The following is a 24381-nucleotide window of genomic DNA, read 5'->3' on the forward strand; positions in this document are numbered from 1 at the left end:
TAATTGTACCTCCCCGAAATCAGTTGCGGTGCCAGGGGCGGCGGGAGGAACATCAGCGGCTGCCGAACCTGATCGGTTCCCCTCACGGAAGTCGCGATGCGCAAAACTCTGTCCGGACGCCTCACTGCTCTCTGCCTGCTGTTCTCCAGTGGCCTGGCTTCGGCTGCCCCCTTGACCACGTCTGACCTGGTCAGTTGGCCGCGGATGAATGTCGCCGATTTCGCCTGCCTGCTGGAACAGCGCACCGGTCACGCCGACGCGCAGTTCAGCTGCGCCGCCAGCAAGAAGCTGAGCAACTGGGGCGACGCCTGCCATGACACCGACCTCAGCTACGCCGGCCCGCAGTTGCCCGAAGCCTTGGCGCGGCAACTGAACCCGCATGTCACGGCGGTGGACCTGGACTGGGAGTACGGCCGCCTGCAGTCGGTGAACGTCACCTTCGACAAGATCATGACCGCGGAGGAAGTCGCGGACATCTTCCCGGACGTGAACCTGGAAGACCCGACATCACGGGAAAACCTGAGCAACGCCTCGCTGCAGGACTGCGCCGAAGACGCCTCCTGCCTCTATCTGGAAGGCTTCGAGCACCTGGGCGGCGGCGATGTGGACTGCGAGGACGCTCAGTAGGTCATGCAGGCGGCGTTGAGCAGCCCCACGCACAGCGAGGCGCCGCCGAGGAGCACGCCGTGGGCCAGGGTGTTGTCGGCAATGCCGCCCTTGAGCTCCGGCACCACGCGCGACAGCCCGAGGAATACCAGCACCTGCACCAGCATGGCGATCGCGCCCCAGATCAGCATGTCGATGATGCTGACACTGTGGGCGATGGCGCTTGCCAGCGGCAGGGCGAAGCCGAGCAAGGTGCCGACCAGCGCCACGGCGGCACTGATGTTGCCCTGGCGGATCAGCTGGATTTCCGCGTAGGGCGTCAGGCGGATGTAGAGGCTGGTGAACAGGCCGAACAGGCCAATGGCCGCGGCAAAATACGCGAGAAAGTTGGGCAGGGTCTGCAGCAGGTTCATGGCAAATCCTTCAGACGAAATAGTGGGGGACGAAGCGGCTGCTGTCGCGGGTGATGGCACTGGCGTCCTCGCGGATGCCCAGGCCGGCGGCCTGGCCGTCGATCACCCAGCAGCCGAGTACGGCGTAGTTGTCGCCGTGCCTGGCCAGCGGTGCGTAGCCCTGGTAGATGCAGGGCGCGTCGGCGTGGGGGCCGTCGCTTTCCAGCTGTAGATCGCCGGCGACGATGCGGATGTTCTCGCCCTCACGCGAATACAGCGGCTTGCGCACGTAGGCGCCGGGAACGTCCTGGCGGTAGCTGGCCGGTAGTAGGTTCGGATGGCCGGGATTGAGCTTCCAGAGGATTGGCAGCATGGCCTTGCTCGACATCAGCAGCTTCCAGGCGGGCTCCAGGAAGCGTACATCGCTGCGTTCCAGGTGTTCGGCAAAGCTGTCCTGCAGCAGCCACTCCCAGGGATAGAGCTTGAAGCAGTGACGGATGTCCTGCTCGTACTGGTCGATGAAGGTGCCGCGCCCGGCGTGGTGGCCGATGAATTCCAGCGGCAGGTAGCGTGTCGGCAAGCCGGCCTGGTGCGCGGTGTCGAGCAGGTAGAGGACATTGCCAGTGTCTTCCTCGTGGCCATCGATGGCAGTGAAGTGCAGCGTGCCGTCGGGGGCGATGGCCTTCCAACGCGCGATCAGCTTCTCGTGCAGCGAGTTGAACTGGTCGGCGTCCGGGTTCACGTCATTGAGCCATTGCCACTGCACCACGCTGGCCTCCAGCAGGCCGGTCGGCGTGTCGGCGTTGTACTCGAGCATTTTCGGCTGGCCTTCGCCGTTCCAGGCGAAGTCGAAGCGGCCATAGAGACTCGGGTCCTGGCGCTGCCAGGAGCGGATGATTTCCTCGCGGGCACCCGGCGGTAGCTGGAAGGGCTCGAAGTGGCCGGTGCGGATCACCCATTCCACGCACTCCAGGTAGCGCTGGTGCAGGTCTTCGCTGGCGGCCTCCAGCGTCTCGATCTGTTCGAGGCCGAATTCATAGGCCACCGATTCGTCCCAGTACAGGCCGTCGATGCTGTGGAAGGTGAAGCCGACCGCCTCGCAGCGCTCGCGCCAGTCGGGGCGCGGCGTCATCGCCAGACGACGCATCAGCCGCCCCCGGAGAAGCGGGCGCCGGAGTGGCCGAAGCCACCGCGGGTGACCAACTGACGCGACTGTACCTGGTAGGTCTGCGCGGTCTTCGGTCGTGAGCCGTCCTCGTAGCTCGGCCCGCGATAGCGCCCGGAGCTGCTGCCGACGTAACTTCCGCCGCTGCTGCTGGCAGATTCCGGCTCGCAGGCGTTAGGCGTGTTGCCCCAGTCCTTCAGGCAGTCCTCGCGGTTGGCGTAGAGGTCGCGGTACACCGGGTTGTGGTGCAGCACGCTGTAGAGCACCCCGCCGGTGAGCAGGGTGGTGAAGACGATGTTGGATTTCTTCATGCTTTGTTCGCGGCGCGCCTGGAACCGAGTTTTCGCCACAACCAGCGCAGGATCAGGCCGGCGACCAGCAGCACGACCAGCAGCGGCAGGCCGAAGGCGGCGACCTGGATGGCATTGACGGTGCCGTCGGTGAGTTCGTCCAGCGAGTTGCCGAAGGCCCTGCCGATGCGTGACCAGCGACCGGTCGGCTGGTATTCGCTGGAGAAGTCCAGGGTCAGCAGGTTGGTGGCGATGCGTCGCTGTTGTTGGGCGGAGTCCTGGCGGGCGGCCTGCAACTGCTGCTCGACTTCGGCGGTGGCCTTGGCCAGGGCCAGCAGGTCGCTGACGCTCATGTCCTTGCGGCCCTGGAAGCCCTGCAGGGTCTGGTACTCACGCTCCAGGCGCTCGCGCAGCTGCTGGTTGTCGCTCACCGCCTGGGCGAGGTCTTCGGCCTGGGTGCGGCGGCTTTGCAGTTGGCCGCCTTCGGCCGCTAGGGCGACGAGCTTTTCCACGCCGTCGGGGACGATGCGAACCACGAGATGCGCGTTGCGCATCTGGCTGTCGCCGCTCTGCTCGATGGCGATCAGCTCGCAGGGGCCGAAGCGGTCCTGGGTACAGGCATCGCGGGAGGCGGCCAGTTGCGCGTCGATGCGCTCGCTGGCCAGGCGGATGCTGACCTGGTGTTCATAGGCGAGGAAGGAACCGGCTTTTGCCGCTTCCCCTTGGAAAGCGGCGCCGGAACCGGCGGCGTGCTCCGAGGGAGCGCCGCAGCCGGTAAGGGCGGCGCTCAGGGCGAGCGCTGCCCAGTGGTGCAGTTTCATCGATGGCCTCCTTGCCGTCCGATGCTTACTTGACGCGCTGGCCCGGTTTGGCGCCGCTGTCCGGGCTGAGCAGGTAGATATCTTCACCGCCGGGGCCGGCGGCCAGGACCATGCCTTCGGAGACGCCGAACTTCATCTTGCGCGGGGCCAGGTTGGCCACGTACAGGGTCAGGCGGCCTTCGAGCTTGCTCGGGTCCGGGTAGGCGCTCTTGATGCCGGAGAACACGTTGCGCTTCTCGTCGCCGATGTCCAGGGACAGGCGCAGCAGCTTGTCGGCGCCCTCGACGAACTCGCACTTCTCGATCAGCGCGATGCGCAGGTCGACGGCGGCGAAGGCGTCGAAGTTGATTTCCGCGGCGAGCGGGTCCTTGGTCAGTTCACCGTTGCCCGCAGGTTTCGGGGCGCTGGCGAGGAGGTCTTCCTTGGAGGCTTCGATCATGGCTTCGATTTTTGCGGGCTCGATACGGGTCATCAGCGGGTTGAACGGGTTCAGTTGGTGATTGGCCAGCAGTTGCTCGTGGTCGGCCCATTTCAGCGGGGCGACGTTGAGGAAGGCTTCGGCGGCAACGGCCAGCTTCGGCAGTACGGGCTTGAGGAAGATCACCAGCTGGCGGAACAGGTTCACGCCCAGGGCGCAGATGGCCTGGACCTCGTCCTGCTTGCCTTCCTGCTTGTTCAGCGACCAGGGCGCCTTGTCGGCGATCCAGGCGTTGGCCTGGTCGGCCAGGGCCATGATTTCGCGCATGGCGCGGCCGAAATCACGGGCTTCGTAGGCGGCGGCGATGCTCGGTGCGGCGTCCTTGAAGGCCTGGGCCAGTTCCGGCGCGGGGTTGGCGTCCACCAGCAGGCCGTTGTTGCCCTTGTGGATAAAGCCGGCGCAGCGGCTGGCGATGTTGACCACCTTGCCGACCAGGTCGGAGTTGACCTTCTGCACGAAGTCCTCGAGGTTCAGGTCGAGGTCGTCCACGCCGCGGCCCAGCTTGGAGGCGTAGTAGTAGCGCAGGTATTCCGGGTCCAGGTGATCCAGGTAGGTGCGCGCCTTGACGAAGGTGCCGCGCGATTTGGACATCTTCTGGCCGTTGACGGTCAGGTAGCCGTGCACGTTCAGCGCGGTCGGCTTGCGGTAGCCGGCGCCTTCGAGCATGGCCGGCCAGAACAGCGCGTGGAAGTTGACGATGTCCTTGCCGATGAAGTGGTACAGCTCGGCGTCCGAGCCCTGCTTCCAGTAGGCGTCGAAGTCCAGTTCCGGGCGGCGTGCGCAGAGGTTCTTGAAGCTGGCCATGTAGCCGATCGGTGCGTCCAGCCAGACGTAGAAGTACTTGCCCGGCGCATCGGGGATCTCGAAGCCGAAGTACGGCGCGTCGCGGGAGATGTCCCACTCCTGCAGGCCGGAGTCCAGCCATTCGGCGAGCTTGTTGGCCACCGATTCCTGCAGGGCGCCGCTGCGGGTCCACTGCTGCAGCATGGCCTGGAAGTCAGGCAGCTTGAAGAAGTAGTGCAGCGACTCCTTGAGCACCGGGGTGGCACCGGAGATGGCCGATTTCGGGTCCTTCAGCTCGGTGGGCGCATAGGTCGCGCCGCAGGCTTCGCAGTTGTCGCCGTACTGGTCGGCGGTGCCGCACTTCGGGCAGGTGCCCTTGATGAAGCGGTCGGCCAGGAACATCTGCTTTTCCGGGTCGAAGTACTGGGTCACCGGGCGGGTGGCGATGTGGCCGGCGTCGCGCAGCTTCAGGTAGATGGCCGAGGATAGCTCGCGGTTCTCTTCCGAATGGGTCGAGTGGTAGTTGTCGAACTCCACCAGGAAATCGGCGAAATCGCCCATGTGCTCGGCGCGCACGCCGTCGATCAGTTGCTCGGACGTAATGCCTTCGCGCTCGGCGCGCAGCATGATGGCCGAACCGTGGGCATCGTCCGCGCACACATACACCGCCTGGTTGCCACGCATCTTCTGGAAGCGAACCCAGATGTCGGTCTGGATGTACTCCAGCATGTGACCGAGGTGGATCGAACCATTGGCGTAGGGCAGGGCGCTGGTGACGAGGATCTTGCGGGCTTCGGACATGATGATCGGCCGTTCCGGTTAAAACGAGAGAATCGGCAACTATATAGGGCTGGGGCGAAATTTTCATCCGTAGGCCGCTTGGCTGTAGGGGAGGGGCGACTGCGACGGATTGGTGCTGGAGCCGTTCGCGAGCAAGCTCGCTCCTACGAAGAGCATGATTGCGCAGGCCCGGAATGTAGGGGCGAGCTTGCTCGCGCACCCGGCCTACCCCCGATGATCCCGAGCAAGGGGCGGGCGAGAGGCGTAAGATGCCCGCCTATTCTGCTCAGTCTTTCATCGGGAGTACCCATGAGCGCCGTTACCCGTGCCACTGTGGAGGCCGTCCTCCGCCAGATCAACGACCCCCACACCGGCCAGAACCTGCTGGACGCCGGCTACCTGCACGATCTGGACATCCAGGGCGGACGCGTCGCGCTGACCCTGGAACTGGGTTACGCCGCCGGCCTGTTCAGGAATGGCCTGGCGCAGACCGTGCAGATGGCCCTGGAGGCGCTGGACGGCGTCGACTCGGCCCAGGTCAAGGTGGAAACCCACATCGCCGCGCACAAGGCCCAGGCCCAGGTGCCGGGCATGAGCAACGTGAAGAACATCATCGCCGTCGCCTCCGGCAAGGGCGGCGTGGGCAAGTCCACCACCGCCGCGAACCTCGCGCTGGCACTGGCTCGCGAAGGTGCCAAGGTCGGCATCCTCGACGCCGACATCTATGGCCCGAGCCAGGGCATCATGTTCGGCATCCCCGAGGGCACCCGGCCGAAGATCCGCGACCAGAAGTGGTTCATCCCGCTGGAAGCCCACGGCGTGGAAGTCATGTCCATGGCCTTCCTCACCGACGACAACACCCCGGTGGTCTGGCGTGGCCCGATGGTTTCCGGTGCGCTGATCCAGTTGATCACCCAGACCGCCTGGAACGACCTGGATTACCTGGTCATCGATATGCCGCCGGGCACCGGCGACATCCAGCTGACCCTCGCGCAGAAGGTCCCGGTGGCCGGTGCGGTGATCGTCACCACCCCGCAGGACCTGGCCCTGCTGGACGCCAAGAAGGGCGTGGAGATGTTCCGCAAGGTCAACATCCCGGTGCTGGGCGTGGTGGAGAACATGGCTGTGCACATCTGCTCCAACTGCGGCCATGCCGAGCACCTGTTCGGCGAAGGCGGCGGCGAGAAGCTGGCGGCGCAGTTCGGCGTCGACCTGCTGGCCTCGCTGCCGTTGTCCATGGCCATCCGCATGCAGGCCGACGGCGGCAAGCCCACCGTGGTTGCCGACCCGGAAAGCCAGCTGGCGATGATCTACCAGGAAACCGCGCGCTGCGTCGGCGCCCGCATCGCCCTGAGCGAGAAGGCCGCGCCGGCCATGCCGAATATTTCCATCAGCGACGATTGAAGGCGCGACAATGCCACCGGGCGCGCCCCTTTGCCGGCTGGCGCGCCTGCCGGTAAGATTCGCCTTCTTTTTCAACCGCCGCACAGGACACCCGCCATGAGCATCAAATCGGACAAGTGGATTCGCCGCATGGCTCAGGAGCACGGCATGATCGAGCCGTTCGTCGAGCGCCAGATTCGTGGTGCCGATGACAGCCGGGTGATTTCCTACGGCGTTTCCAGCTACGGCTACGACGTGCGCTGCGCCGCCGAATTCAAGGTGTTCACCAACATCCACTCGGCGGTGGTCGACCCGAAGAACTTCGACGAGAAGAGCTTCGTGGACATCAACAGCGACGTTTGCGTCATTCCGCCGAACTCCTTCGCCCTGGCCCGCACCGTCGAGTACTTCCGTATCCCGCGCGACGTGCTGACCATCTGCCTGGGCAAGAGCACCTACGCGCGCTGCGGCATCATCGTCAACGTGACCCCGCTGGAACCGGAGTGGGAAGGCCACGTGACCCTGGAGTTCTCCAACACCACCAACCTGCCGGCGAAGATCTACGCCCACGAAGGCGTGGCGCAGATGCTGTTCCTGCAGTCGGACGAGGCCTGCGAAGTCTCCTACCGCGATCGCGGTGGCAAGTACCAGGGCCAGACCGGCGTTACCCTGCCCAAGGCCTGATGGCCCTGTGCTGCACAAAGAACCGGGCCTTGGCCCGGTTTTTTGTTGGAACGAAGAATCTGTAGGAGCGGGCTTGCTCGCGAGCGCCCGGCTCGATTTCCACCGCAAGAAGGGTTCGCGAGCAAGCGCGCTCCTACGAGGGGCAGTGCGTCAGGACGAACTCCGCACGGCTCCGCAGGCTGCACAGGGGCAGTTCCAGTACTCGATAGCCCAGCTCTTCGTACACCTCGGCCATCATCGCCGCCGTTCGCTGCGCTTCGGCGAAGCCCTGCCGGCGTTCCGCGTCATTGTGGTAGATGGCTTCCCACGCGGGCGCCAGGAACACGGTCTGCCCGTAGCGCAGCTCCTGTGCAGCGGTTACCAGCGCTTCGGGGATCGGCAAGCCGCACAGCCGCGCGTACCCCAGCACGTCCGGCAGGCCGCGATCGAATAGCCACAACCCACCGCTATCAAGCGCCCGCGCACGCGTCGCCAGCGCGTGCTCGAACATTTCCTGGCAGAAGGCTTCCCGGTTTGCCCACGGCAGCGCATTGCCGCCACTGGCCAGTTGCTCGCGGATGATGGCGCGGCCGCCTTCCTCGACGATGTTCAGGCCGTGATGGCGGTGCAGGTGATCGAGCAGTGTGCTTTTGCCAGCGCCGGGGCCGCCGGTGATGACGATGAGGGATTCGGGCATGGCGATGACTCCTGGGAAAGGATGCAGGGGAGTACCAGCCGGGGGAAGGTCTTGCAGGTAGGAAATGCAGCGGAGAGGAGGCGGGAAAAAAGAAAGGCACCCAAGGGGTGCCTGAATATGATCATGGAGTAAGTCGACAAATCTGATTCCGGGGCGGAAGCGAAGTTCCCGGCCCCCGGAAAAATTTTTCAGATCATCACTTCTCCGGCACCAGCGTCAGGCGCTTCACGCCGTAGACCTTTTCAAGGTTCTGCGACTGGAAGGGGAAGCTCATGTAGTTGCCCTTCAGCCAGGCGTCGATACCGTCTGCGTAGTGCGGGCTGGCCGGATTGCCGGATTGGCCGCTGCTGTTGAGGCCGATCATCGGCTCGCTCTGGCCGAAATCGACGACGATGCGCATGGCCGGGATCAGCCAGGTGTTGAAGTCCTGGCCCCAGTGGTAGGCCGAGACGTTCAGCGTGCTGTGGTCGCCGCCGGCCGGGTAGGGGCCGCGGTCCAGGTAGCCCTTGATCGCGCCGAGGCTGGCGCGCTCGCCGGCACTGAGGTTGGGCGCCATCTTGGTGCTGTCGCTGACCCACTCGTAGGTGTGCAGCTTGCCCCACTGCCAGGCGCGGCGGTCGCTGCCCAGCTTCTGTTCGCAGAAGGCGGTGGCGGCGGCGAGGCTGCGGGCGAGGATGGTTGGTTTGTCTTCCTTCTGCGGGGTGCGGGTGTCATCCCAGAACGGGCTGTCGTCACGGCCCAGCAGGTGGTCGGCCTGGGCCGAGTAGGAGAGGTTGGCGGTCTCGACGAAGGCTTTCCACGATGGGCTGTCCTCCGGGCCCAGTTCATCGAGGAAGATCTGTTTGCTGCTCTCCTGCAGGAAGGCTTCGTACAGGGCGGCGTCGCCGGAGGTGGCCGAGAGCTTGCCGTCGAACGCCATGATCCGGTCCAGCGCTTCGCGGGCGCGGGCGCGCTGGTCGGCGGGTAGGGCGTCGATGGCCTTCTTCAGCGGCTGAGCCATGCCCGGTGCATCGAACATGGCCTGCAGCTTGCCGGCAAAGGGCGTGGTCTGGTCGTACTGCATGGCGATCATGCTGCGGTAGTCGTGGCTCTTGCTGCCGCCAGCGAGCTGGGCGATGCGCTCGTAGCGCTCCGGGTAGTACCAGGAACTGGACAGCTGCGCGCCATAGCCTGGTTGCACGCTGCGGTGGTTGGCGGTGCCCAGCCAGCCCTGCTGCGGGTCCTGGTCGGACGGGTGGAGGATCGGATCGGCGTAGCCGTCCCAGTCATAGCGGCCGTCCCAGCCGGGCGAAGGCAGCAGGCCGCGGCCTTCCTTGCGGTTGGGGAAGCGCCCGGTGACCTGCCAGCCGATGTGTTTCTCGTCGGCGAACACGATGTTCAGCGCCATGGCGCGCACGTCGCGGGTGGCGTCGAAGGCCTGCTCGACGTTCTTCGCGCGGGACAGGTCGAAGAAGGCGTCGAGGGTGCGGTCGGTCTCGCCCTGAATGCTCTGGTAGGCGATGCCGTAGCCGCTGGACAGCGGCAGCGGTTGCAGGTCGTGCTTGCGCTCGCCCAGGGCGCTGTTGAGCAGCGGGCCGTGGCGGGTCTCGTAGATGACTTCGCGGACCGGGCTCTGGCCCTTGATGAAGAAGGTTTCATTGCGCTCGATGGCCGGTTTCCACTGGCCATCGGCGAGGTAGTAGAGCTTGCTGCCCTGGCGCTTCACCTGTTCCAGGAAGAGGTCCTGGTTGTCGCCCATGACCATGGTCATGCCCCATGCCAGCTTGCCGTTGAAACCGGCGACCACGCCTGGTACGCCGGCGATGGAGACGCCCGCGGCGCTGTATTTCGGCGAGCGGATCTGCACGTAGTTCCACACCGAGGGCATGGACAGTGGCAGGTGGGTGTCGTTGGCCAGGATGCTCTTGCCGCTGCGCGTGCGCTGCGGGGCGATGGCCCAGTTGTTGGAGGCGGCGACGCCCATCATCTGCAGGGCGGCGACCTGGCCTGCCGCACGATCCAGGGCGTCGAGGCCGGCGATCCTGCCGTCCAGGCGCAGCCCCTTGAGTTTGTCCGCTTCCTCGAACGGTAGCGCTTCGTCCGGGTAGATCGGCGTCAGCCAGGGCAGCTTGTCGGCACCGACTTTCTGCGCGAGCACCAGGGAGGCGATTTCCTCCTGCAGGTTCACCGCCAGGCCGAAGTTCAGCAGGCTGAAGACCAGCGCAGAGTCTTCCGGCTTCCAGTACTCGGGGCGGTAGCCGGACTCGGCGAGGTCCATCGGCAGCTTGTCGCGGTAGCGGTACAGGTAGGCGTTGACGCCGCGCGCGTAGGTCTCGAAGAAACGCTTGAGGCGCGGCGAGGCACCGGCGTAGAGGGCGTCCGCGGCCTTCTTCAGGTTCACCGTGCGCATGAAGCGGTCGGTTTCCAGAGCGCCGGGGCCGACCATTTCCGACAGGCGACCCTGGGCCATCAGGCGCAGGCCGACCATCTGGCTGATGCGGTCGCTGGCGTGCACATAACCCAGGGTGAACAGCGCGTCGTGGAAGGTGCTGGTCTCGATCAGCGGCATGCCCAGGCTGTTGCGGCGGATCGACACGTTGTCGGCCAGTCCCTTGATCGGCTGCACGCCGTAGCTCGGCGGCAGGCTGTCGGAATAGCGGTCATTCAGCCAGCCCTGGCAGCCGGTAAGGCTGACAGCGGCAGTGACGGTGGCGGCAAGGCCGAAGCTGGGAAGCCGGCGGAAGGCACGCGGGGCCATGGGGATGTGCTCCTGCACAAAGAGGGTCGCGGAAAAGGCGCTACGTTAGTGAGCCGAGGATAGCTGTGCAAGCCGCGCGGGGCGGGATTTTCAGCAGCCGACGAATAGTTGGGCCAGACAGCAGAAGGCCCGCGCTCGGCGGGCCTTCGGGGCAGTGCTCGAAACCTGGGTCAGGCGCCGTGGCACTTCTTGTACTTGCTGCCGCTGCCGCAGGGGCACGGATCGTTGCGGCCCACGTCCTTGAGCGGGTTACGCGCAGGCTCGTGGCTGTGGTTGCAGTGCGGGCCGTGCACGTGGCCATGGTCATGGTGGTGGTCATGATCGTGGTCGTGGTTGCAGTTCGGACCGTGTACGTGGGGTTCCTGGCTCATGGTGACGCTCACTCGGGGATGAAATCGCCGGGAATTATCTCGCCATTGCGCGCGATGTGCACGCTCTGTCCGAACAGCAGGCCGGTCTTCACTTCGCCGTCGAGGCGGTAGCGGATGGGCTTGTCCGGGTCTTCCAGCAGCTTGACGATGTACTTCATGTGCCGCCACAGGTTGGTGGTCACCGGTACTTCGAAGGTTTCGTGGCCGTTGGCTGGCACTGTGAACCAGTTATTCGACTCGCCTTCGGCCAGGTCGATATCGTTCAGCTTGACCTTGTAGGCCAGGCCGCGGACCGGAAGGCTGAAATCGTTCGGGTTGTCGATGCGGAAATGCAGGACGAATTCCTGCTCCAGCAAACGAGCTTTCACGACGTCGACTTTCTGCAGCTTCACGTCGGGTTGCTCGAAATTACCTGTCATCCAGCCGCAGCCCGAAACAAGGCTGAACAGCCAGCACAGGCTGAGAATTCTTATCATTTGCGCCTGATAATTCATGTCTACCCCTCAAGACGCCCCAGTGTACCAAGCACCTGCTCGGCCGCAAGTTGTTGTTACGTTAAAAGAAGCTGCACCATACTGGCCGAATGTAACCGGCGGGTTAACACAGGAGAGTGAAGATGAGCCGTTATGAAATCGCGTTCTCGGGACAGACTATTCCGGGTGCACAGCTCGATACGGTGAAAGCCAACCTGGCCAGGCTGTTCCAGGCCGACGCCCAGCGCATCGAATTGCTGTTCTCCGGCCGCCGCATGGTGATCAAGAACAACCTCGACGCCGAGGCGGCGGAAAAGTACCGCAGCGTGATCGAACGCGCCGGCGCTGTCGTCGAAGTGGTCGACATGGACGCGCAGATCGAGGAGATCGAGCTGGCTCCACCGCCGCCGGCCGAGCCGGTCGGCACCGCAGTACAGCCGGCAGCACCTGCCTCCGGAGCGCAGGGACGCCTGAAAGTAGCGCCGCGCGACGAGTACATGGCCGCTTTCGCCGATGTGGAGGCGCCGGATTTCGGCCTCGCCCCGGTAGGCGCCGACCTGCAGGACGAGAAACCCGAGGCCGCCGCGCCGCGCGTGGACCTCAGCCAGTTCAGCGTCGCCCCGGTGGGCAGCGACATGGGCCAGGCCAAGCCCGCGCCGGCAGGGCCTGCGCCGGACACCAGCCACCTCAAGCTGCAGGACTGATCAGTCGCCCTGGTGCGGGTCGTCCTTGTAGACGAACTTGGGCATTTCCCAGCGGAAACGGATTGCCAGCATGCGGAACAGGAAGCCGGCGAACAGAGTGATCAGCATGGCCTGCTCCTTGGGCAGGTCGATCTGCAGGCAGATCAGGTAGCACCAGGCGCTGGCGAAGGACACGCTGGCGTACAGCTCGCGGCGGAAGATCAGCGGCACGTCGTTGCAGAAGATGTCCCGCAGGATGCCGCCGAAGACCCCGGTGATCACGCCGCTCACGGCAGCGATCAGCAGGCTGTGGCCCATCTCCAGGCTGACCTGGCAGCCGATCAGGGTGAAGGCCACCAGGCCCACGGCGTCGAGCGCGAGGAACATCGAGCGCAGGTGGCGCATCAGCGGGGCGATGAACACGGTGACCAGTGCGGCGCCAGCGGTGAGCGCCAGGTACTCCGGGTGGCGCACCCAGGTCAGCGGGTAATGGCCCAGCAGCATGTCGCGCACCGAGCCGCCGCCCAGGGCGGTGACGCAGGCCACCAGCACTACGCCGAACAGGTCCATGCTGCGCCGGCCGGCGGACAGAGCGCCGGTCATGGCTTCGGCGGTGATGGCGATGATGTAGAGAACGGTCAGCAGCATGGCGAGGTCCGGCAGGAGTAGCCGGTGCGGCGAATCACCGCCGCCCCGGAAAAAAGCGCGGATTCTAGCCCAGACACCGAACGCCCCCAAGGGGGGCGAGCGGGCACTTCACTCGATCCACGGGCCGCAGCATTTCTTCAGCTTGCCTCCGGCACCGCAGGGGCAGGGGTCATTGCGCCCCAGCTTCATCGGCACGGTGGGGTCGAGGAAGTACCAGCGGCCGTCGCGCTGGACGAATCCCGAGCATTCGCGGTGGCTGTGCTCGCCGCCGGCGTCGTGCCAGCGCGCGATGAAGGTCACCCGCGCGTGCTCCGGCTGGCCGCCGAGCACTTCATGGCTGACCACTTCCAAACCCAGCCAGGTGCTGCCCAGGCTCCAGGTACGGATGGCCTCCAGGTCCAGCCCTTGCTGCTGGGCCGGCAGCGTCGTGTTGCGCAGGTAATCCACCAGGCCCAGCGCGTAGGCGCTGTAGCGCGAGCGCATCAGCGCCTCTGCGGTGGGGGCCGCGACGCCGGCATGGAAGCGCCCGCAGCAGTCCGGTAATGGACGGCCGCTGCCGCAGGGGCAGGTCGGTTCGATCATGGTCACCACCAGTACTTGCCGAAATTTTCCGGGTTGGCCCAGAACTTCGCGTTGAGCCAGTCCGGGACCTGTTTGTATTCGTGCAGATCGTAGGTGAACAGCGTGATCACCTGGGCGTCGCGCTGGAAGCGCTCGCTGGCCTGCATGGCCAGGGCGTAGAAGTCCGCATCCTGCGCCTGGGCGGCGTCGAGGTCGACCAGTACGGCCACGCGGCTGCTGTTGAGGTTGCGGATGCCGCCCACCAGTTGCTGTGCCTCTCGGCGCGGCAAGTGCTCCAGGCAGTCGGCCAGCAGCGCCAGGTCGTAGCGCTGAGCGGCCAGCTCCGCTGGCAATGCGCCGGCATCGGCGTGGAACAGCTCGCAATCCGGATGCGCCGCGAGGAAGGCATCCACGGCCGGGATCTGGCTGGCGCCCACCAGCAGCAAACGCTGCGGTGCGTAGCGGTCGAGCAGGGCGGCGAGGGCTTGTTGCGGCGTGCGTGTCGAAATCATCGGGCTCGTCAAAAGGCAAAAAATAATGAACGAAGACTAGCGTGTGACACCCATATGGCCTAGTGCTGGCGCATTCTGTCAGTCACGTCTTTACTCGGTAATTGTCGGTCAAGACCCGATCATTAGAGGAGACATAACTTTATGAGCATCACAAGGACCGCTTTACCCCTGCTGCTGGTAAGCACGTTGCTCACCGGTTGCGCAGGGCTGCAGAAGTCCGATTGGCCGACTTGCGCCGTGGTTGGCGGTGTCGGTGGCGCAGGTCTGGGTTCCATCGAAAGCAGCGCCTGGGCCGGTTGGGGAGCCCTGATCGGTGGCGTGCTGGGTGCGTCCTACTGCTGGGTACATGGCGCCGCCGAACAGGTGGCCGAGGTCCCGCCGCCTGCGCCGGCTCCTGAGCCTGCTCCGGCTCCGCTGCCCAAGGAAGAGACCATCGTGGTGCGTGACCTGCACTTCGCCTTCGACTCGTCGAAGATCGATGCGCAGGACAAGGACAAGCTCGACACCATCGCTACCCGCCTGAAAGGCGAGGCCGCGAGCACCGAGCTGAACATCGGCGGCCATACCGACAGCATCGGTACCGACGCCTACAACCAGAAACTGTCCGAGCGCCGCGCCAACGCCGTGTCCAACTACCTGGTCGATGCCGGCGTGCCTGCCAGCAGCATCAAGTCGGTGGTCGGTTATGGCGAGAGCCAGCCGGTCGCAGACAACAAGACCAAGGAAGGCCGCGCCGAGAACCGTCGCGTAGAGATCAAGATCACGCGTCAGTAAGTCGCTGTGATGTAGTCCGCAAAGGGGGCCTGGTGGCCCCCTTTGTCATTCCCGGTTGCCACTGGCATAGCCGGGAGCAGAGGCGTATGTTCCCCGGCAAAGAAAAAACCGGGGGCATTTCATGAAAGCGTTGTTGGGGCTGGGCAAGCTGATTGCCCTGTTGTTCTGGCTGGCGGTGCTGGCCAACCTGATCCAACCCTTCGCACATCCCTTCGCCCTGCTGCTCAATGCGGCCGGCGCGCTGATCCTGCTGATCCACATCCTCGAAGTCCTGGCGCTGCGCAAGCGCCTGCAGGGGCGCCCGCATCCGGGCATGGATCGCCTGCAGATCCTGCTGTTCGGCGTCTTTCATTTCGCGACCCTGCCGCAGCCGGCAGTGGCACAACCGGCACCCGCAAAAGTAGAAGGAGATACCCATGCGTAAGTCGCTGCTGGGCCTGGCGCTGTTCGCCCCGTTGGCCTGTTCGGCTGCCGGCACCGTCTCGGTGGAAGCCAACACCGTGCTGCGTCTGCCGGTGAAGGGCGACAGCCTGAGCCTGGACCGTATCAGTGTCGGCCCGGAGGGCGCGCTGCTGATCCCGTCGCGGGTCAAGGAGCTGAAGATCGGCGAGTTGGACCTGGCGAAGAATGCGCGGATCGGCGTTTTCCCGGGCAATGATGCGTTGCAGATCGAAGTGCAGCACGGCAACCTCGCCGACGGCAGCGTGATCGCCGCGCAAGGTAGCTCCGGCAGCTTCGAGAAGCCCGCCAGCGGCGGCCGCAATCTGCTGCTGCGGCTGCAGGATGTGGCGGTGGAGAACCTGCTGATCGACGTCCGCGGCGGTGTCGGCGCACCGGGCTATGACGGCCTGGACGGCGGCAGCGCACAGACTTCCGGCTGCCTCTGGGGCAGCGGCAAATCCGCCGGTGACGGGCAGGATGGCGCCGATGGCAAGACGGGCGCACCGGGTGGCGTGGTACGCCTGGAGGTGCCGGAGCAGTTCGACGTCGAGAAGGTCAAGGTACGCCTGGAAGGCGGTGCCGGCGGTGCGGGCGGCAAGCCTGGCAAGGCCGGACAGCGCAGCGGCGAGAAAGGCTGCTGGTTCTATTCAGTGGCGGGCGAGAGACCCGGCGCGCAAGGCAAGGGCGGTGCGGAAGGGGCGAAGGGCAGCGAAGGCCGCCTGGACGTGAAACGCTTCTGAATCCCAGGTTCGTTCCAACTCAAGGCCCGCCCGGCAAGCCAGGCGGGCCTTTTGTTTACCAGTGCGGGCGTGCTGCGACGAAGGCCACCAGCGCCATGCCGATCAGCAGGTTCAAGCCCACGGTCTTGCGGATCTTGCCCAGCGCGGCACCGCCAGCCGGCCAGTCCTCGGCGCCTACCGCGCGGCGCAGTTCCGGCAGCTGCAGCGCCTGGATGCGCAGGAACAGCGCGAGCATCGCCACATACAACCCCATCATCACCTGCACGTAGCGCGGTGCGCCGGCCATGCCGTTGAAGCTCAGGTGCAGCATGCCCACGCCGGTCACCGGCAGCAGGATCACCGCCGCCCACACCCAGCGGAAGAAGCGCGGGAATACCTCCAGCCACAGCTTCAGCCGGGCCGGCGCTTCCAGTGCGGCGACGGCGGCCGGGCGCAGCACCATCCAGGCGAAGAACATGCCGCCGACCCAGACCAGGGCGGCCAGCAGGTGCAGGGCATAGACGAAGGCAAAGGGTGTCATTCGGACGATCTCCGCTGGCGATTGAAGACAAGCGCGCTATCATAGCCGCCGATTCGAACCACTGAAAATTTATCCAGCATCCGGATGTGTCCGCAAGACACGCTCCGGGGCCCGGGAAGTCCATGCTCAGCAACGAACTCAAGGCCACGATCCAGGGCGCCTACTCGCGCTTCCTCGAGGCCAAGGAACTCAAGCCGCGCTACGGCCAGCGCCTGATGATCGCCGAAGTCGCCAAGGTCCTGGGGACCATTGCCAGCGACGAGGAAGGCCATCGCCTGGGCGATGCCGCCGTGGTCGCCGTGGAAGCCGGCACCGGCACCGGCAAGACCGTCGCCTACAGCCTTGCCGCCATCGCCTGCGCCAAGGCCGCCGGCAAGCGCCTGGTCGTCGCTACCGCCACCGTCGCCCTGCAGGAGCAGATCGTCCACAAGGACCTGCCCGACCTGCTGCGCAACTCCGGCCTGTCGTTCAGCTTCGCCCTGGCCAAGGGGCGCGGGCGCTACATGTGCCTGTCCAAGCTCGACCACCTGCTGCAGGAAGGCCAGGCGCAGAGCGCTACCGCCCAGCTGTTCGAGGAGGAAGGCTTCCGCATCGACGTGGACGAGACCTCCACCAAGCTGTTCAACCAGATGATCGAGCGCCTGGCCGGCAACCGCTGGGACGGCGACCGCGACTCATGGCCCGAAGCCATCGAGGACGCGCAGTGGGCGCAGGTCACCACCGACCACAGCCAGTGCACCAACCGCCATTGCCCGAACTTCCAGCAGTGCGCCTTCTACAAGGCGCGCGAAGGCATGACCAAGGTCGACGTGATCGTCACCAACCATGACCTGGTGCTGGCCGACCTGGCACTGGGCGGCGGGGCGATCCTGCCCGACCCGCGCGATACCCTCTACGTGTTCGACGAAGGTCACCACCTGCCGGACAAGGCCATCGGCCACTTCGCCCACTTCACCCGCCTGCGCGCCACCGCGGATTGGCTGGGCCAGGTGGAGAAGAACCTGACCAAGCTGCTGGCGCAGAACCCGCTGCCGGGCGATCTCGGCCGCCTGATCGAGCAGGTGCCGGAGTTGGCCCGCGAGCTGCGCACGCACCAGCAGTTCATGTTCACTGCTTGCGAGGAGGTCGGCGACTTCCGTGCCGGCGAGGACATGGAAGGCCGTGAGCGGCCGCGCCATCGCTTCGAAGGCGGGGTGATCCCCGAGCACATCCGCGAGATGGGCATCGAGCTGAAGAAGGGCTTTTCCAAGCTCACCGACCTCTTTACCCGCCTGACCGAACTGCTCAAGGAAGCCATGGACGGGGAGGGCAGTGTCGGCATCGCCAGCCACCAGGCCGAAGAATGGTACCCGCTGTTCGGCAGCCTGCTGTCCCGCGCCCAGGGCAACTGGGAACTGTGGACCGCCTTCACCAGCGAGGACCCGGAAGACAGCCCGCCCATGGCGCGCTGGCTGACCCTCGCCGAGAGCGGCACCTTCTACGACATCGAGGCCAACGCCAGCCCGATCCTCGCCGCCGAGACCCTGCGCCGCAACCTGTGGAACGTGGCCTACGGCGTACTGGTGACCTCCGCGACCCTGACTGCCCTGGGCACCTTCGACCGCTACCGCATGCGCGCCGGCCTGCCGCGCGCGGCGGTCACCGCCGTGGTGCCGAGCCCGTTCCACCATGCCGATGCCGGCGTGCTGCGCGTACCGGACCTCAAGGCCGACCCGCGCGATGCTGCCGCGCATACCGGCGCGATCATTCGCGAGTTGCCGGAGATAGTCGAAGGTTCGCGTGGCTCGCTGATCCTGTTCTCCTCGCGCAAGCAGATGCAGGAAGTCTTCGACGGCCTGGACCGCGACTGGCGCAAGCGCGTGCTGATCCAGGGCAATCTGTCCAAGCAGGAAACCCTGAACAAGCACCGTTCCCGCGTGGACGATGGCGAGCCGAGCGTGCTGTTCGGCCTGGCCAGCTTCTCCGAGGGCGTGGACCTGCCCGGCGCCTATTGCGAGCATGTGGTGATTGCCAAGATTCCCTTCGCCGTGCCGGACGATCCGGTGGAAGCGGCGCTGTCGGAATGGATCGAGGCGCGCGGCGGCAATCCCTTCATGGAGATCGCCGTGCCCGACGCCTCGCTGCGCCTGGTGCAGGCCTGCGGCCGGCTGCTGCGGACCGAGCAGGACCGCGGCACCATTACGCTGCTGGACCGTCGCGTCGTGACGCAACGCTATGGCAAGGCCATTCTTAATGCATTGCCGCCGTTCCGCCGCGAAATTGCTTGAGTGTGCGGGAGCGAGTTCCCGCGCTGGCTGTCAAACGATCGCCCGCCGTCCGGCGGGCGTGTTGCAAGGATTCGAATCCATGACTTCGATGCGTTGGCATCTGCCGTTGCTGCTCAGCCTGGCCATCGCCAGTGCCCCGGCCTGGTCGGCTGGCGGTAATGAAACCCTGTTCAATTTCGTCAAGCCGATGGCTGTGGTCTCGATCACCACACAGAACGCCGACCTGCCCAGTTCCACCGCCGAAGCCACGCCCGAGGGCGAGATCCTGCGTCGGGTGAACTTCAACCCGGCGCCGCAGCCGACCCTGCGCCTGGCACCGTCCAGCGGCAGCTGGGACTGGTCGCAGTCGGACAGCATGAGCCTGCGCATCCAGAACGCCATGGACTGGGCCATCACCCTGGAAGTGGAAATCGAAGGGATTGCCGGCGCCCCCGGCCTGCGCGCGAGCATCGCCTTGCCGCCGGGCCCGGCGCAGACCCTGGTGATCCCGCTGCACGCCATCGCCCCGGAAGATTTCGGCATGCGCGCCGGCGTGCCCATGCCCGTGACCCAGGACGGCCAGCGCCTGTTGCTGGCGAGCAAGGTCACCGGCGAGCTGAATCGCAGCCAGGTTGGTGCGGTGAAGCTGTTCCTGACTTCGCCCAAGGCAGCCCAGGACATTCTCGTCGGCCGCTTCGGCACCCGCGCCGGCAACGACGAATACCACAAGGCGTACACCGGTATCGTCGATGGCTTCGGCCAGTCCACCCGCAGCGACTGGCCGGAAAAGGTCAAGAGTGCCGAGCAACTGGCCAACGCCTGGAAAGGCGAAGGCGAACAGCTGGGCAAATGGAAGCCCGCGCCCGGCCGCGACGCCTTTGGCGGGCTGCTGGATGGCCCGGCCTTCGAAGGCACCGGCTTCTTCCGCACCGAAAAGCGCAATGGCCGCTGGTGGCTGGTCACGCCGGAAGGGCACTCGTTCTGGTCCATGGGCGTCAACGCGGTGAATGCCGACAGCAGCCAGACCTACGTCGAAGGCCGCGAATACATGTTCGCCAGCCTGCCCAAGGAGGACGAGCCGCTGGCCGCCTTCTACGGCCAGCGCGACGACCGCAGCGGCGTCGGCGCCCAGCAGGGCCGTGCGTTCGGTAACGGGCGCTGGTTCGATTTCTATGCCGCCAACCGCTTCCGCGCCGATGGTGGGCTGACCGGCGACGCCGCGGCAGCCGCCTGGCGCGAGCGCACCGTACAGCGCCTGGGCTCCTGGGGCTTCAATACGCTGGGCGACTGGAGTGATCCGGCCTTCGCCGACGATCCGCGCATGCCCTACAGCGTGCCACTGTCCATCAGCGGCGATTACGCCACGGTGAGCACCGGCTACGACTGGTGGGGCGCCATGCCCGACCCCTTCGACCCACGCTTTGCCATGGCCGCCGAGCGCGCCATCGCCATCGCCGCCCGCGACCATCGCGAGGATGCGTGGCTGCTGGGCTACTACGCCGACAATGAACTGGCCTGGGCCGGCCGTGGCGACGACGACCAGGCGCACTTCGCCCTGGCCTTCGGCACGCTCAAGCTGTCCACCGACAGCCCGGCCAAGCGCGCCTTCATCAAGCAGCTCAAGGACAAGTACGAGGATCACGAACAGCTCGCCGAGGCCTGGGGCGTGCAGCTGGGCTCCTGGGAAGACCTCGATGCGCCGGGCTACCAGGCGCCGGTTCCGAGCGAAGCGCACCCGGCCATTGCCCAGGACTACAGCGCCTTCCTGCGCCTGTATGCCGACCAGTACTTCAAGACCCTGAAGGACTCGCTGCAATGGCATGCGCCGAACCACCTGCTGCTCGGCCCGCGCTTCGCCGTCAGCACGCCGGAGGCGCTGGCCTCCTGCGCGCAGTACTGCGACATCCTCAGCTTCAACCTCTACGTGCCGCTGCCGGAGCAGGGCTTCGACGCCAACTACGTGCGCAGCCTGGACAAGCCGGTACTCATCACCGAGTTCCACTTCGGCTCCCGTGACCGCGGGCCGTTCTGGGGCGGTGTCGCCGAGGTGTACAACGAGCAGCAGCGTGGCGAGGCGTACCAGCGCTTTCTCGCCGAGGCGGCGAAGCAGCCGAACATCGTCGGCGCGCACTGGTTCCAGTACCTCGACCAGCCGGTGACCGGCCGCCTGCTCGATGGCGAGAACGGTCACATCGGCCTGGTCGGCATCACCGACCTGCCGTTCTCCGGCTTCGTCGACGCCGTGCGCAAGGCCAACCAGCAGACGCTCAAAGGTATCGACGAACTGGCCCGCGCTGCGGCCAAGGTGGCGCCGGAGCCCGCACCGAAACCGGTGCCGGCCGACGACAGCGATGACGAGGAGCAGGCGTCGGAGCAATGATTCGTCATTCGTGAAGCCGCACCCTGCCTTCGGCAGGGTTCCCAGGGGCGGAGCGCGCTGAAAGAATGGCGCCTTCGCCCCTGCTCATTTCCGGAGTTTGAGATGACCCTGAACGGCCACTGCGATCCGCGCTTCACTCCCGTTGCCGATGCTTTCAGCGCGCTGTTCGAGGACCCGCAGGAGCGCGGTGCGGCGCTGTGCGTCCAGGTCGGCGGCGAAACCGTGGTCGATCTCTGGGCTGGCAGCGCGGGCAAGGAACCGGGCCAGGACTGGCAGGCCGATACGCTGCTCAACCTGTTCTCCTGCACCAAGACCTTCGCTGCCGTCGCTGCGCTGCAACTGGTGGGAGAAGGGCGGCTCGACCTTGATGCGCCGGTGGCGCGCTATTGGCCGGAGTTCGAGCAGGCCGGCAAGCAGGGCATCACCGTGCGCCAGCTCCTGTGCCATCGCGCGGGCCTGCCGGCGATTCGCGAGCCGCTGGCGCCCGAGGCGCTGTACGACTGGGACACCATGACGGCCGCGCTGGCCGGCGAAACGCCCTGGTGGACACCCGGCGCCGAGCATGGCTATGCCCCCATCACCTACGGCTGGCTGATCGGCGAAGTGATCCGCCGTGTCGACGGTCGCGAGCCGGGCGCCGCCATCGTCGAGCGAACGGCCAAGCCATTGGGGCTGGATTTCCACATCGGCCTGGATGACGCCGAATTCCACCGTGTAGCGCACATCGCCCGCGGCAAGGGCAACCTGGGCGACGCCGCGGCGCAACGGCTGCTACGGACCATGATGACCGACGCCGCCGCACTTTCCACCCGCGCCTTCACCAATCCGCCGTCGGTGCTCACCAGCACCAACAAGCCGGAATGGCGACGCATGTCGCAGCCGGCGGCCAATGGCCATGGCAATGCGCGCTCGCTGGCGGGCTTCTACGATGGCCTCCTGCAGGGCAAGTTGCTGGACGAAGCGCTGCTGGCCGAGCTCACCCGCGAACATGCCGTCGGCGAGGATCGAACTTTGTTGACCTGTACGCGCTTCGGTCTTGGTTGCATGCTTGACCAGCCGAATGTCGCCAACGCCACCTACGGCCTTGGCCCGCAGGCCTTCGGCCATCCTGGGGCCGGTGGCTCCATCGGCTTCGCCGACCCGGAGCGTGAGCTGGCCTTCGGGTTCGTCGTCAACACCCTTGGCCCCTACGTGCTGATGGACCCACGCGCCCAGCGCCTGGCGCGCCTCGCCGGCGACTGCCTGTAGCGACGAGCGGGAGGAACCTTCCTTCCGCCGCACCTTCTTAAGGTCGTCCGCTTTTGCCGTCGCGCTTGCGTGCGTGACGGCGTTCCCCGCGTGCAAACATGCGCCGCTCGTCAGTTCGCGATTAAAATCTCGTTCCAACTGAGTAAGTTATGTACAACTCTTAAGCCGATTGCTGAAGTCAGGGTGCCACCGCCTACCGGTGGCGCCTGGCCTCCCTTCATGTTCCGACTTGTGGAATCGCTCCCATGAACCTGCTGTTCTCGAATTCGCTGAAAGTCTCCACTCTTGCGCTGTGCGTCGGTCTTTCCGCCTGCAGCCAGTTCCAGTCCCAGGACCAGGCCAAGGCGCCGGATAGCGCCGTGGCCGTTGCCAAGCCCGGCACCGCTCACTGGTGGTGGCCCTTCGGTGGCGACGAGGAAGCGAGCGCGGCCGCGCCCACACCGCAGAAGAAGACGGTCGAGGCAGCCAAGGTCGCCGATGCCGGCAGCCAGCAGCCCGGTGGCCACTGGTGGTGGCCATTCGGTGTGAGCGACAGCAAGCCTGGCGCCGAGAAGGCCGCCAAGCCGCAGGACACCAAGGTCAGCAAGGAATGGCTGGACCAGCACGAGAAGTCCCTGCGTGAAGCGGTAGCCGGCAGCAAGTTCACCGTCGAGCGCCGCGAAAACGCCCTGGTACTGATCGCGCCGGTGGAAGGCTCCTTCAATCCCAAGCGCCCTGAATTGCTGCTGCCGATCACCCTGGCGCCGCTGGGCAACGTGGCGAAGATGCTGCAGAACGATCCGGAGAGCGGCGTACTGGTACTCGGCCACAGCGACAGCTCGGGCGACAAGGCGACCAATGACAAGGTCAGCCTGCAGCGCGCCCAGGCGGTCTCCTCGATCTTCCGCCTCAGCGGCCTGGGCGCCGACCGTCTGCGCCTGAAGGGCGTCGGCTCCAGCCTGCCGCGCGCTGACAACGCCAGCGCCGAAGGCCGCGCGCTGAACCGTCGCGTCGAAGTGCTGGTAACCCAGCGCACCAGCCTGCTGGCGCTCGCCCAGGCCAACTGATCCGCCGCACGCAAAGCGTCATTCCGCCTGGAATGACGCTTGTCGTGGATCAAGCGCGAAGGCGCAACTCTGGATAAGCTTAAGGACTTCTTCTGCAGGAGATTTCCGATGGCCCAGACCCTGGCCGATATGCGCCGCGAATACACCCGTGATGGACTCACCGAGGCCCAGGCGCCCGCCGAACCGTTCAGCCTGTTTAACCAGTGGTTCGAAGACGCGGTGAAGACCGAGCAACTGCCGGTCGAACCCAACGCGATGATGCTCGCCACCGCGGACGCCGACGGCCAGCCGCACTGCCGCGTGCTCCTGCTCAAGGGCCTGGACGAGCGTGGTTTCACCTTTTTCAGCAATTACGAAAGCGCCAAGGGCCAGCAACTGCTGGAGAACCCGCGCGCGGCCATGACCTTCTTCTGGCCGGCGCTGGAACGCCAGGTGCGCATCGAAGGGCGGGTGGAGAAAGTCTCCGCCGAAGAGTCCGCCGCCTATTACCGCGTGCGCCCGCTGGGCAGCCGTCTGGGCGCCTGGGCCTCGCCGCAGAGCAGGGTGATCGATGGCCGCGGCGAACTGGAGCAATTGCTGGCCGAGACGGAGCAGCGCTTTGCCGACAGCGCACCGAGCTGCCCGGACTTCTGGGGTGGCTTCCGCCTGCTGCCGAGCCGCATCGAGTTCTGGCAGGGTCGTCCGAGCCGCCTGCACGATCGCCTCAACTTCCGCGTCGAGAACGGCGCCTGGGTGCGCGAACGTCTCGCTCCCTGATCTCCTGCTCTTCGTAGGAGCGAGCTTGCTCGCGAACCGCCTCACCCGTTGGGGTTGTTCGCGAGCAAGCTCGCTCCTACAGGTCAACTCGGGTTTCAGGTCTGAATCGGAACAATCGCGGACGAAGTCCGCCCCTGCGCGCGTCAGGAAAACCGTGCTGCGGTGTAGGATGCCCTCCATCCTCTCG

Annotated in this window: 25 protein-coding genes; 12 read left to right on the forward strand and 13 right to left on the reverse strand. The window is 65.8% G+C overall.

Annotation, left to right across the window (positions count from 1 at the left end; genetic code table 11):
- The first annotated feature begins 96 nt into the window (after positions 1 to 96).
- Positions 97 to 627 (forward strand): hypothetical protein, encoded by a 531-nt coding sequence (locus A6723_RS00765; protein ID WP_054908843.1) that lies wholly within the window; start codon positions 97 to 99, stop codon positions 625 to 627.
- On the opposite strand, the gene A6723_RS00770 is transcribed toward A6723_RS00765, so the two are convergent.
- The 5 genes from A6723_RS00770 to metG are packed head-to-tail and all read right to left on the reverse strand — an operon-like array spanning position 621 to position 5336.
- Complete coding sequence (locus A6723_RS00770) at positions 621 to 1019, reverse strand: DUF350 domain-containing protein (RefSeq protein WP_054908842.1); 399 nt, start codon at positions 1017 to 1019, stop codon at positions 621 to 623. The two genes, A6723_RS00765 and A6723_RS00770, sit on opposite strands and share 7 nt — an antisense overlap.
- A gap of 10 nt (positions 1020 to 1029) precedes the next feature.
- Positions 1030 to 2145 carry a glutathionylspermidine synthase family protein gene (locus tag A6723_RS00775; protein WP_054908841.1) on the reverse strand — a complete coding sequence of 372 codons (1116 nt, stop codon included), beginning with the start codon at positions 2143 to 2145 and terminating at the stop codon, positions 1030 to 1032.
- A complete protein-coding gene (locus A6723_RS00780) occupies positions 2145 to 2474 on the reverse strand; it encodes a hypothetical protein (protein WP_054908840.1) in 330 nt (109 codons plus the stop codon). Before A6723_RS00780 ends, A6723_RS00775 begins: the two co-directional genes overlap by 1 nt.
- Complete coding sequence (locus tag A6723_RS00785; protein ID WP_054908869.1) at positions 2471 to 3268, reverse strand: DUF4349 domain-containing protein; 798 nt, start codon at positions 3266 to 3268, stop codon at positions 2471 to 2473. Before A6723_RS00785 ends, A6723_RS00780 begins: the two co-directional genes overlap by 4 nt.
- 31 nt (positions 3269 to 3299) lie before the next feature.
- Complete coding sequence (gene metG / locus A6723_RS00790) at positions 3300 to 5336, reverse strand: methionine--tRNA ligase (RefSeq protein ID WP_054908839.1); 2037 nt, start codon at positions 5334 to 5336, stop codon at positions 3300 to 3302.
- A gap of 288 nt (positions 5337 to 5624) precedes the next feature.
- Here metG and apbC point away from each other — a divergent pair, with 288 nt between their 5' ends.
- Together apbC and dcd are read left to right on the forward strand one after the other, a co-directional pair.
- Entirely contained in the window at positions 5625 to 6719 is a 1095-nt protein-coding gene (gene apbC, locus A6723_RS00795) for an iron-sulfur cluster carrier protein ApbC (protein ID WP_054908838.1), read from the forward strand.
- 96 nt (positions 6720 to 6815) lie between these two features.
- On the forward strand, positions 6816 to 7382 hold the full coding sequence (gene dcd, locus A6723_RS00800; RefSeq protein ID WP_054908837.1) for a dCTP deaminase: 567 nt from the start codon (positions 6816 to 6818) through the stop codon (positions 7380 to 7382).
- 133 nt (positions 7383 to 7515) lie between these two features.
- On the opposite strand, the gene A6723_RS00805 is transcribed toward dcd, so the two are convergent.
- The 4 genes from A6723_RS00805 to A6723_RS00820 form a co-directional block, all read right to left on the reverse strand.
- Positions 7516 to 8058, reverse strand: a complete 543-nt coding sequence (locus tag A6723_RS00805; protein ID WP_054908836.1) for an AAA family ATPase — start codon at positions 8056 to 8058, stop codon at positions 7516 to 7518.
- 196 nt (positions 8059 to 8254) lie between these two features.
- The gene (locus tag A6723_RS00810) at positions 8255 to 10795 is read right to left on the reverse strand and encodes a penicillin acylase family protein (RefSeq protein ID WP_054908835.1); all 2541 of its coding nucleotides are present in this window, start codon (positions 10793 to 10795) and stop codon (positions 8255 to 8257) included.
- A 170-nt stretch (positions 10796 to 10965) separates the two neighbouring features.
- Positions 10966 to 11166 carry an SEC-C metal-binding domain-containing protein gene (locus A6723_RS00815; RefSeq protein WP_024765232.1) on the reverse strand — a complete coding sequence of 67 codons (201 nt, stop codon included), beginning with the start codon at positions 11164 to 11166 and terminating at the stop codon, positions 10966 to 10968.
- Positions 11167 to 11174: 8 nt separating this feature from the next.
- Positions 11175 to 11660 (reverse strand): LEA type 2 family protein, encoded by a 486-nt coding sequence (locus A6723_RS00820; protein WP_024765231.1) that lies wholly within the window; start codon positions 11658 to 11660, stop codon positions 11175 to 11177.
- A gap of 122 nt (positions 11661 to 11782) precedes the next feature.
- Here A6723_RS00820 and A6723_RS00825 point away from each other — a divergent pair, with 122 nt between their 5' ends.
- Positions 11783 to 12343 (forward strand): hypothetical protein, encoded by a 561-nt coding sequence (locus tag A6723_RS00825; protein ID WP_054908834.1) that lies wholly within the window; start codon positions 11783 to 11785, stop codon positions 12341 to 12343.
- Here the strand turns inward: A6723_RS00825 and A6723_RS00830 are convergent, their stop codons facing one another.
- From A6723_RS00830 to A6723_RS00840, 3 genes are all read right to left on the reverse strand, one after another.
- Positions 12344 to 12970 carry a trimeric intracellular cation channel family protein gene (locus A6723_RS00830; protein ID WP_024765229.1) on the reverse strand — a complete coding sequence of 209 codons (627 nt, stop codon included), beginning with the start codon at positions 12968 to 12970 and terminating at the stop codon, positions 12344 to 12346.
- 108 nt (positions 12971 to 13078) lie between these two features.
- Complete coding sequence (locus A6723_RS00835) at positions 13079 to 13552, reverse strand: YchJ family protein (RefSeq protein ID WP_054908833.1); 474 nt, start codon at positions 13550 to 13552, stop codon at positions 13079 to 13081.
- Between the two features lie 2 nt (positions 13553 to 13554).
- Positions 13555 to 14043: a DUF6231 family protein gene (locus A6723_RS00840; protein WP_037007296.1), complete on the reverse strand. Its 489-nt coding sequence runs from the start codon at positions 14041 to 14043 to the stop codon at positions 13555 to 13557.
- A gap of 141 nt (positions 14044 to 14184) precedes the next feature.
- Here A6723_RS00840 and A6723_RS00845 point away from each other — a divergent pair, with 141 nt between their 5' ends.
- The 3 genes from A6723_RS00845 to A6723_RS00855 all read left to right on the forward strand — a co-directional run bounded on the left by A6723_RS00845 (position 14185) and on the right by A6723_RS00855 (position 15998).
- Positions 14185 to 14817, forward strand: a complete 633-nt coding sequence (locus A6723_RS00845; RefSeq protein ID WP_024765226.1) for an OmpA family protein — start codon at positions 14185 to 14187, stop codon at positions 14815 to 14817.
- Between the two features lie 121 nt (positions 14818 to 14938).
- Positions 14939 to 15241: a DUF1145 domain-containing protein gene (locus A6723_RS00850; RefSeq protein WP_054908832.1), complete on the forward strand. Its 303-nt coding sequence runs from the start codon at positions 14939 to 14941 to the stop codon at positions 15239 to 15241.
- Positions 15234 to 15998 (forward strand): hypothetical protein, encoded by a 765-nt coding sequence (locus tag A6723_RS00855; RefSeq protein WP_054908831.1) that lies wholly within the window; start codon positions 15234 to 15236, stop codon positions 15996 to 15998. The genes A6723_RS00850 and A6723_RS00855 overlap by 8 nt, the downstream gene beginning before the upstream one ends.
- 55 nt (positions 15999 to 16053) lie before the next feature.
- On the opposite strand, the gene A6723_RS00860 is transcribed toward A6723_RS00855, so the two are convergent.
- Positions 16054 to 16518 (reverse strand): CopD family protein, encoded by a 465-nt coding sequence (locus A6723_RS00860; protein ID WP_024765224.1) that lies wholly within the window; start codon positions 16516 to 16518, stop codon positions 16054 to 16056.
- 122 nt (positions 16519 to 16640) lie between these two features.
- Between A6723_RS00860 and dinG the strand changes: the two genes are divergently transcribed.
- From dinG to pdxH, 5 genes are all read left to right on the forward strand, one after another.
- Entirely contained in the window at positions 16641 to 18785 is a 2145-nt protein-coding gene (gene dinG / locus A6723_RS00865; protein WP_054908830.1) for an ATP-dependent DNA helicase DinG, read from the forward strand.
- 79 nt (positions 18786 to 18864) lie between these two features.
- On the forward strand, positions 18865 to 21144 hold the full coding sequence (locus tag A6723_RS00870) for a beta-galactosidase (protein ID WP_054908829.1): 2280 nt from the start codon (positions 18865 to 18867) through the stop codon (positions 21142 to 21144).
- Between the two features lie 102 nt (positions 21145 to 21246).
- Entirely contained in the window at positions 21247 to 22392 is a 1146-nt protein-coding gene (locus A6723_RS00875; RefSeq protein ID WP_054908828.1) for a serine hydrolase domain-containing protein, read from the forward strand.
- 245 nt (positions 22393 to 22637) lie between these two features.
- Entirely contained in the window at positions 22638 to 23438 is an 801-nt protein-coding gene (locus A6723_RS00880) for an OmpA family protein (RefSeq protein WP_054908827.1), read from the forward strand.
- 108 nt (positions 23439 to 23546) lie between these two features.
- Positions 23547 to 24194 carry a pyridoxamine 5'-phosphate oxidase gene (pdxH, locus tag A6723_RS00885; RefSeq protein WP_024765220.1) on the forward strand — a complete coding sequence of 216 codons (648 nt, stop codon included), beginning with the start codon at positions 23547 to 23549 and terminating at the stop codon, positions 24192 to 24194.
- Positions 24195 to 24381: the final 187 nt, after the last annotated feature.

The organism is Pseudomonas sp. AU11447, assembly GCF_001672555.2.
Classification (GTDB): Bacteria; Pseudomonadota; Gammaproteobacteria; order Pseudomonadales; family Pseudomonadaceae; genus Pseudomonas; species Pseudomonas nitroreducens.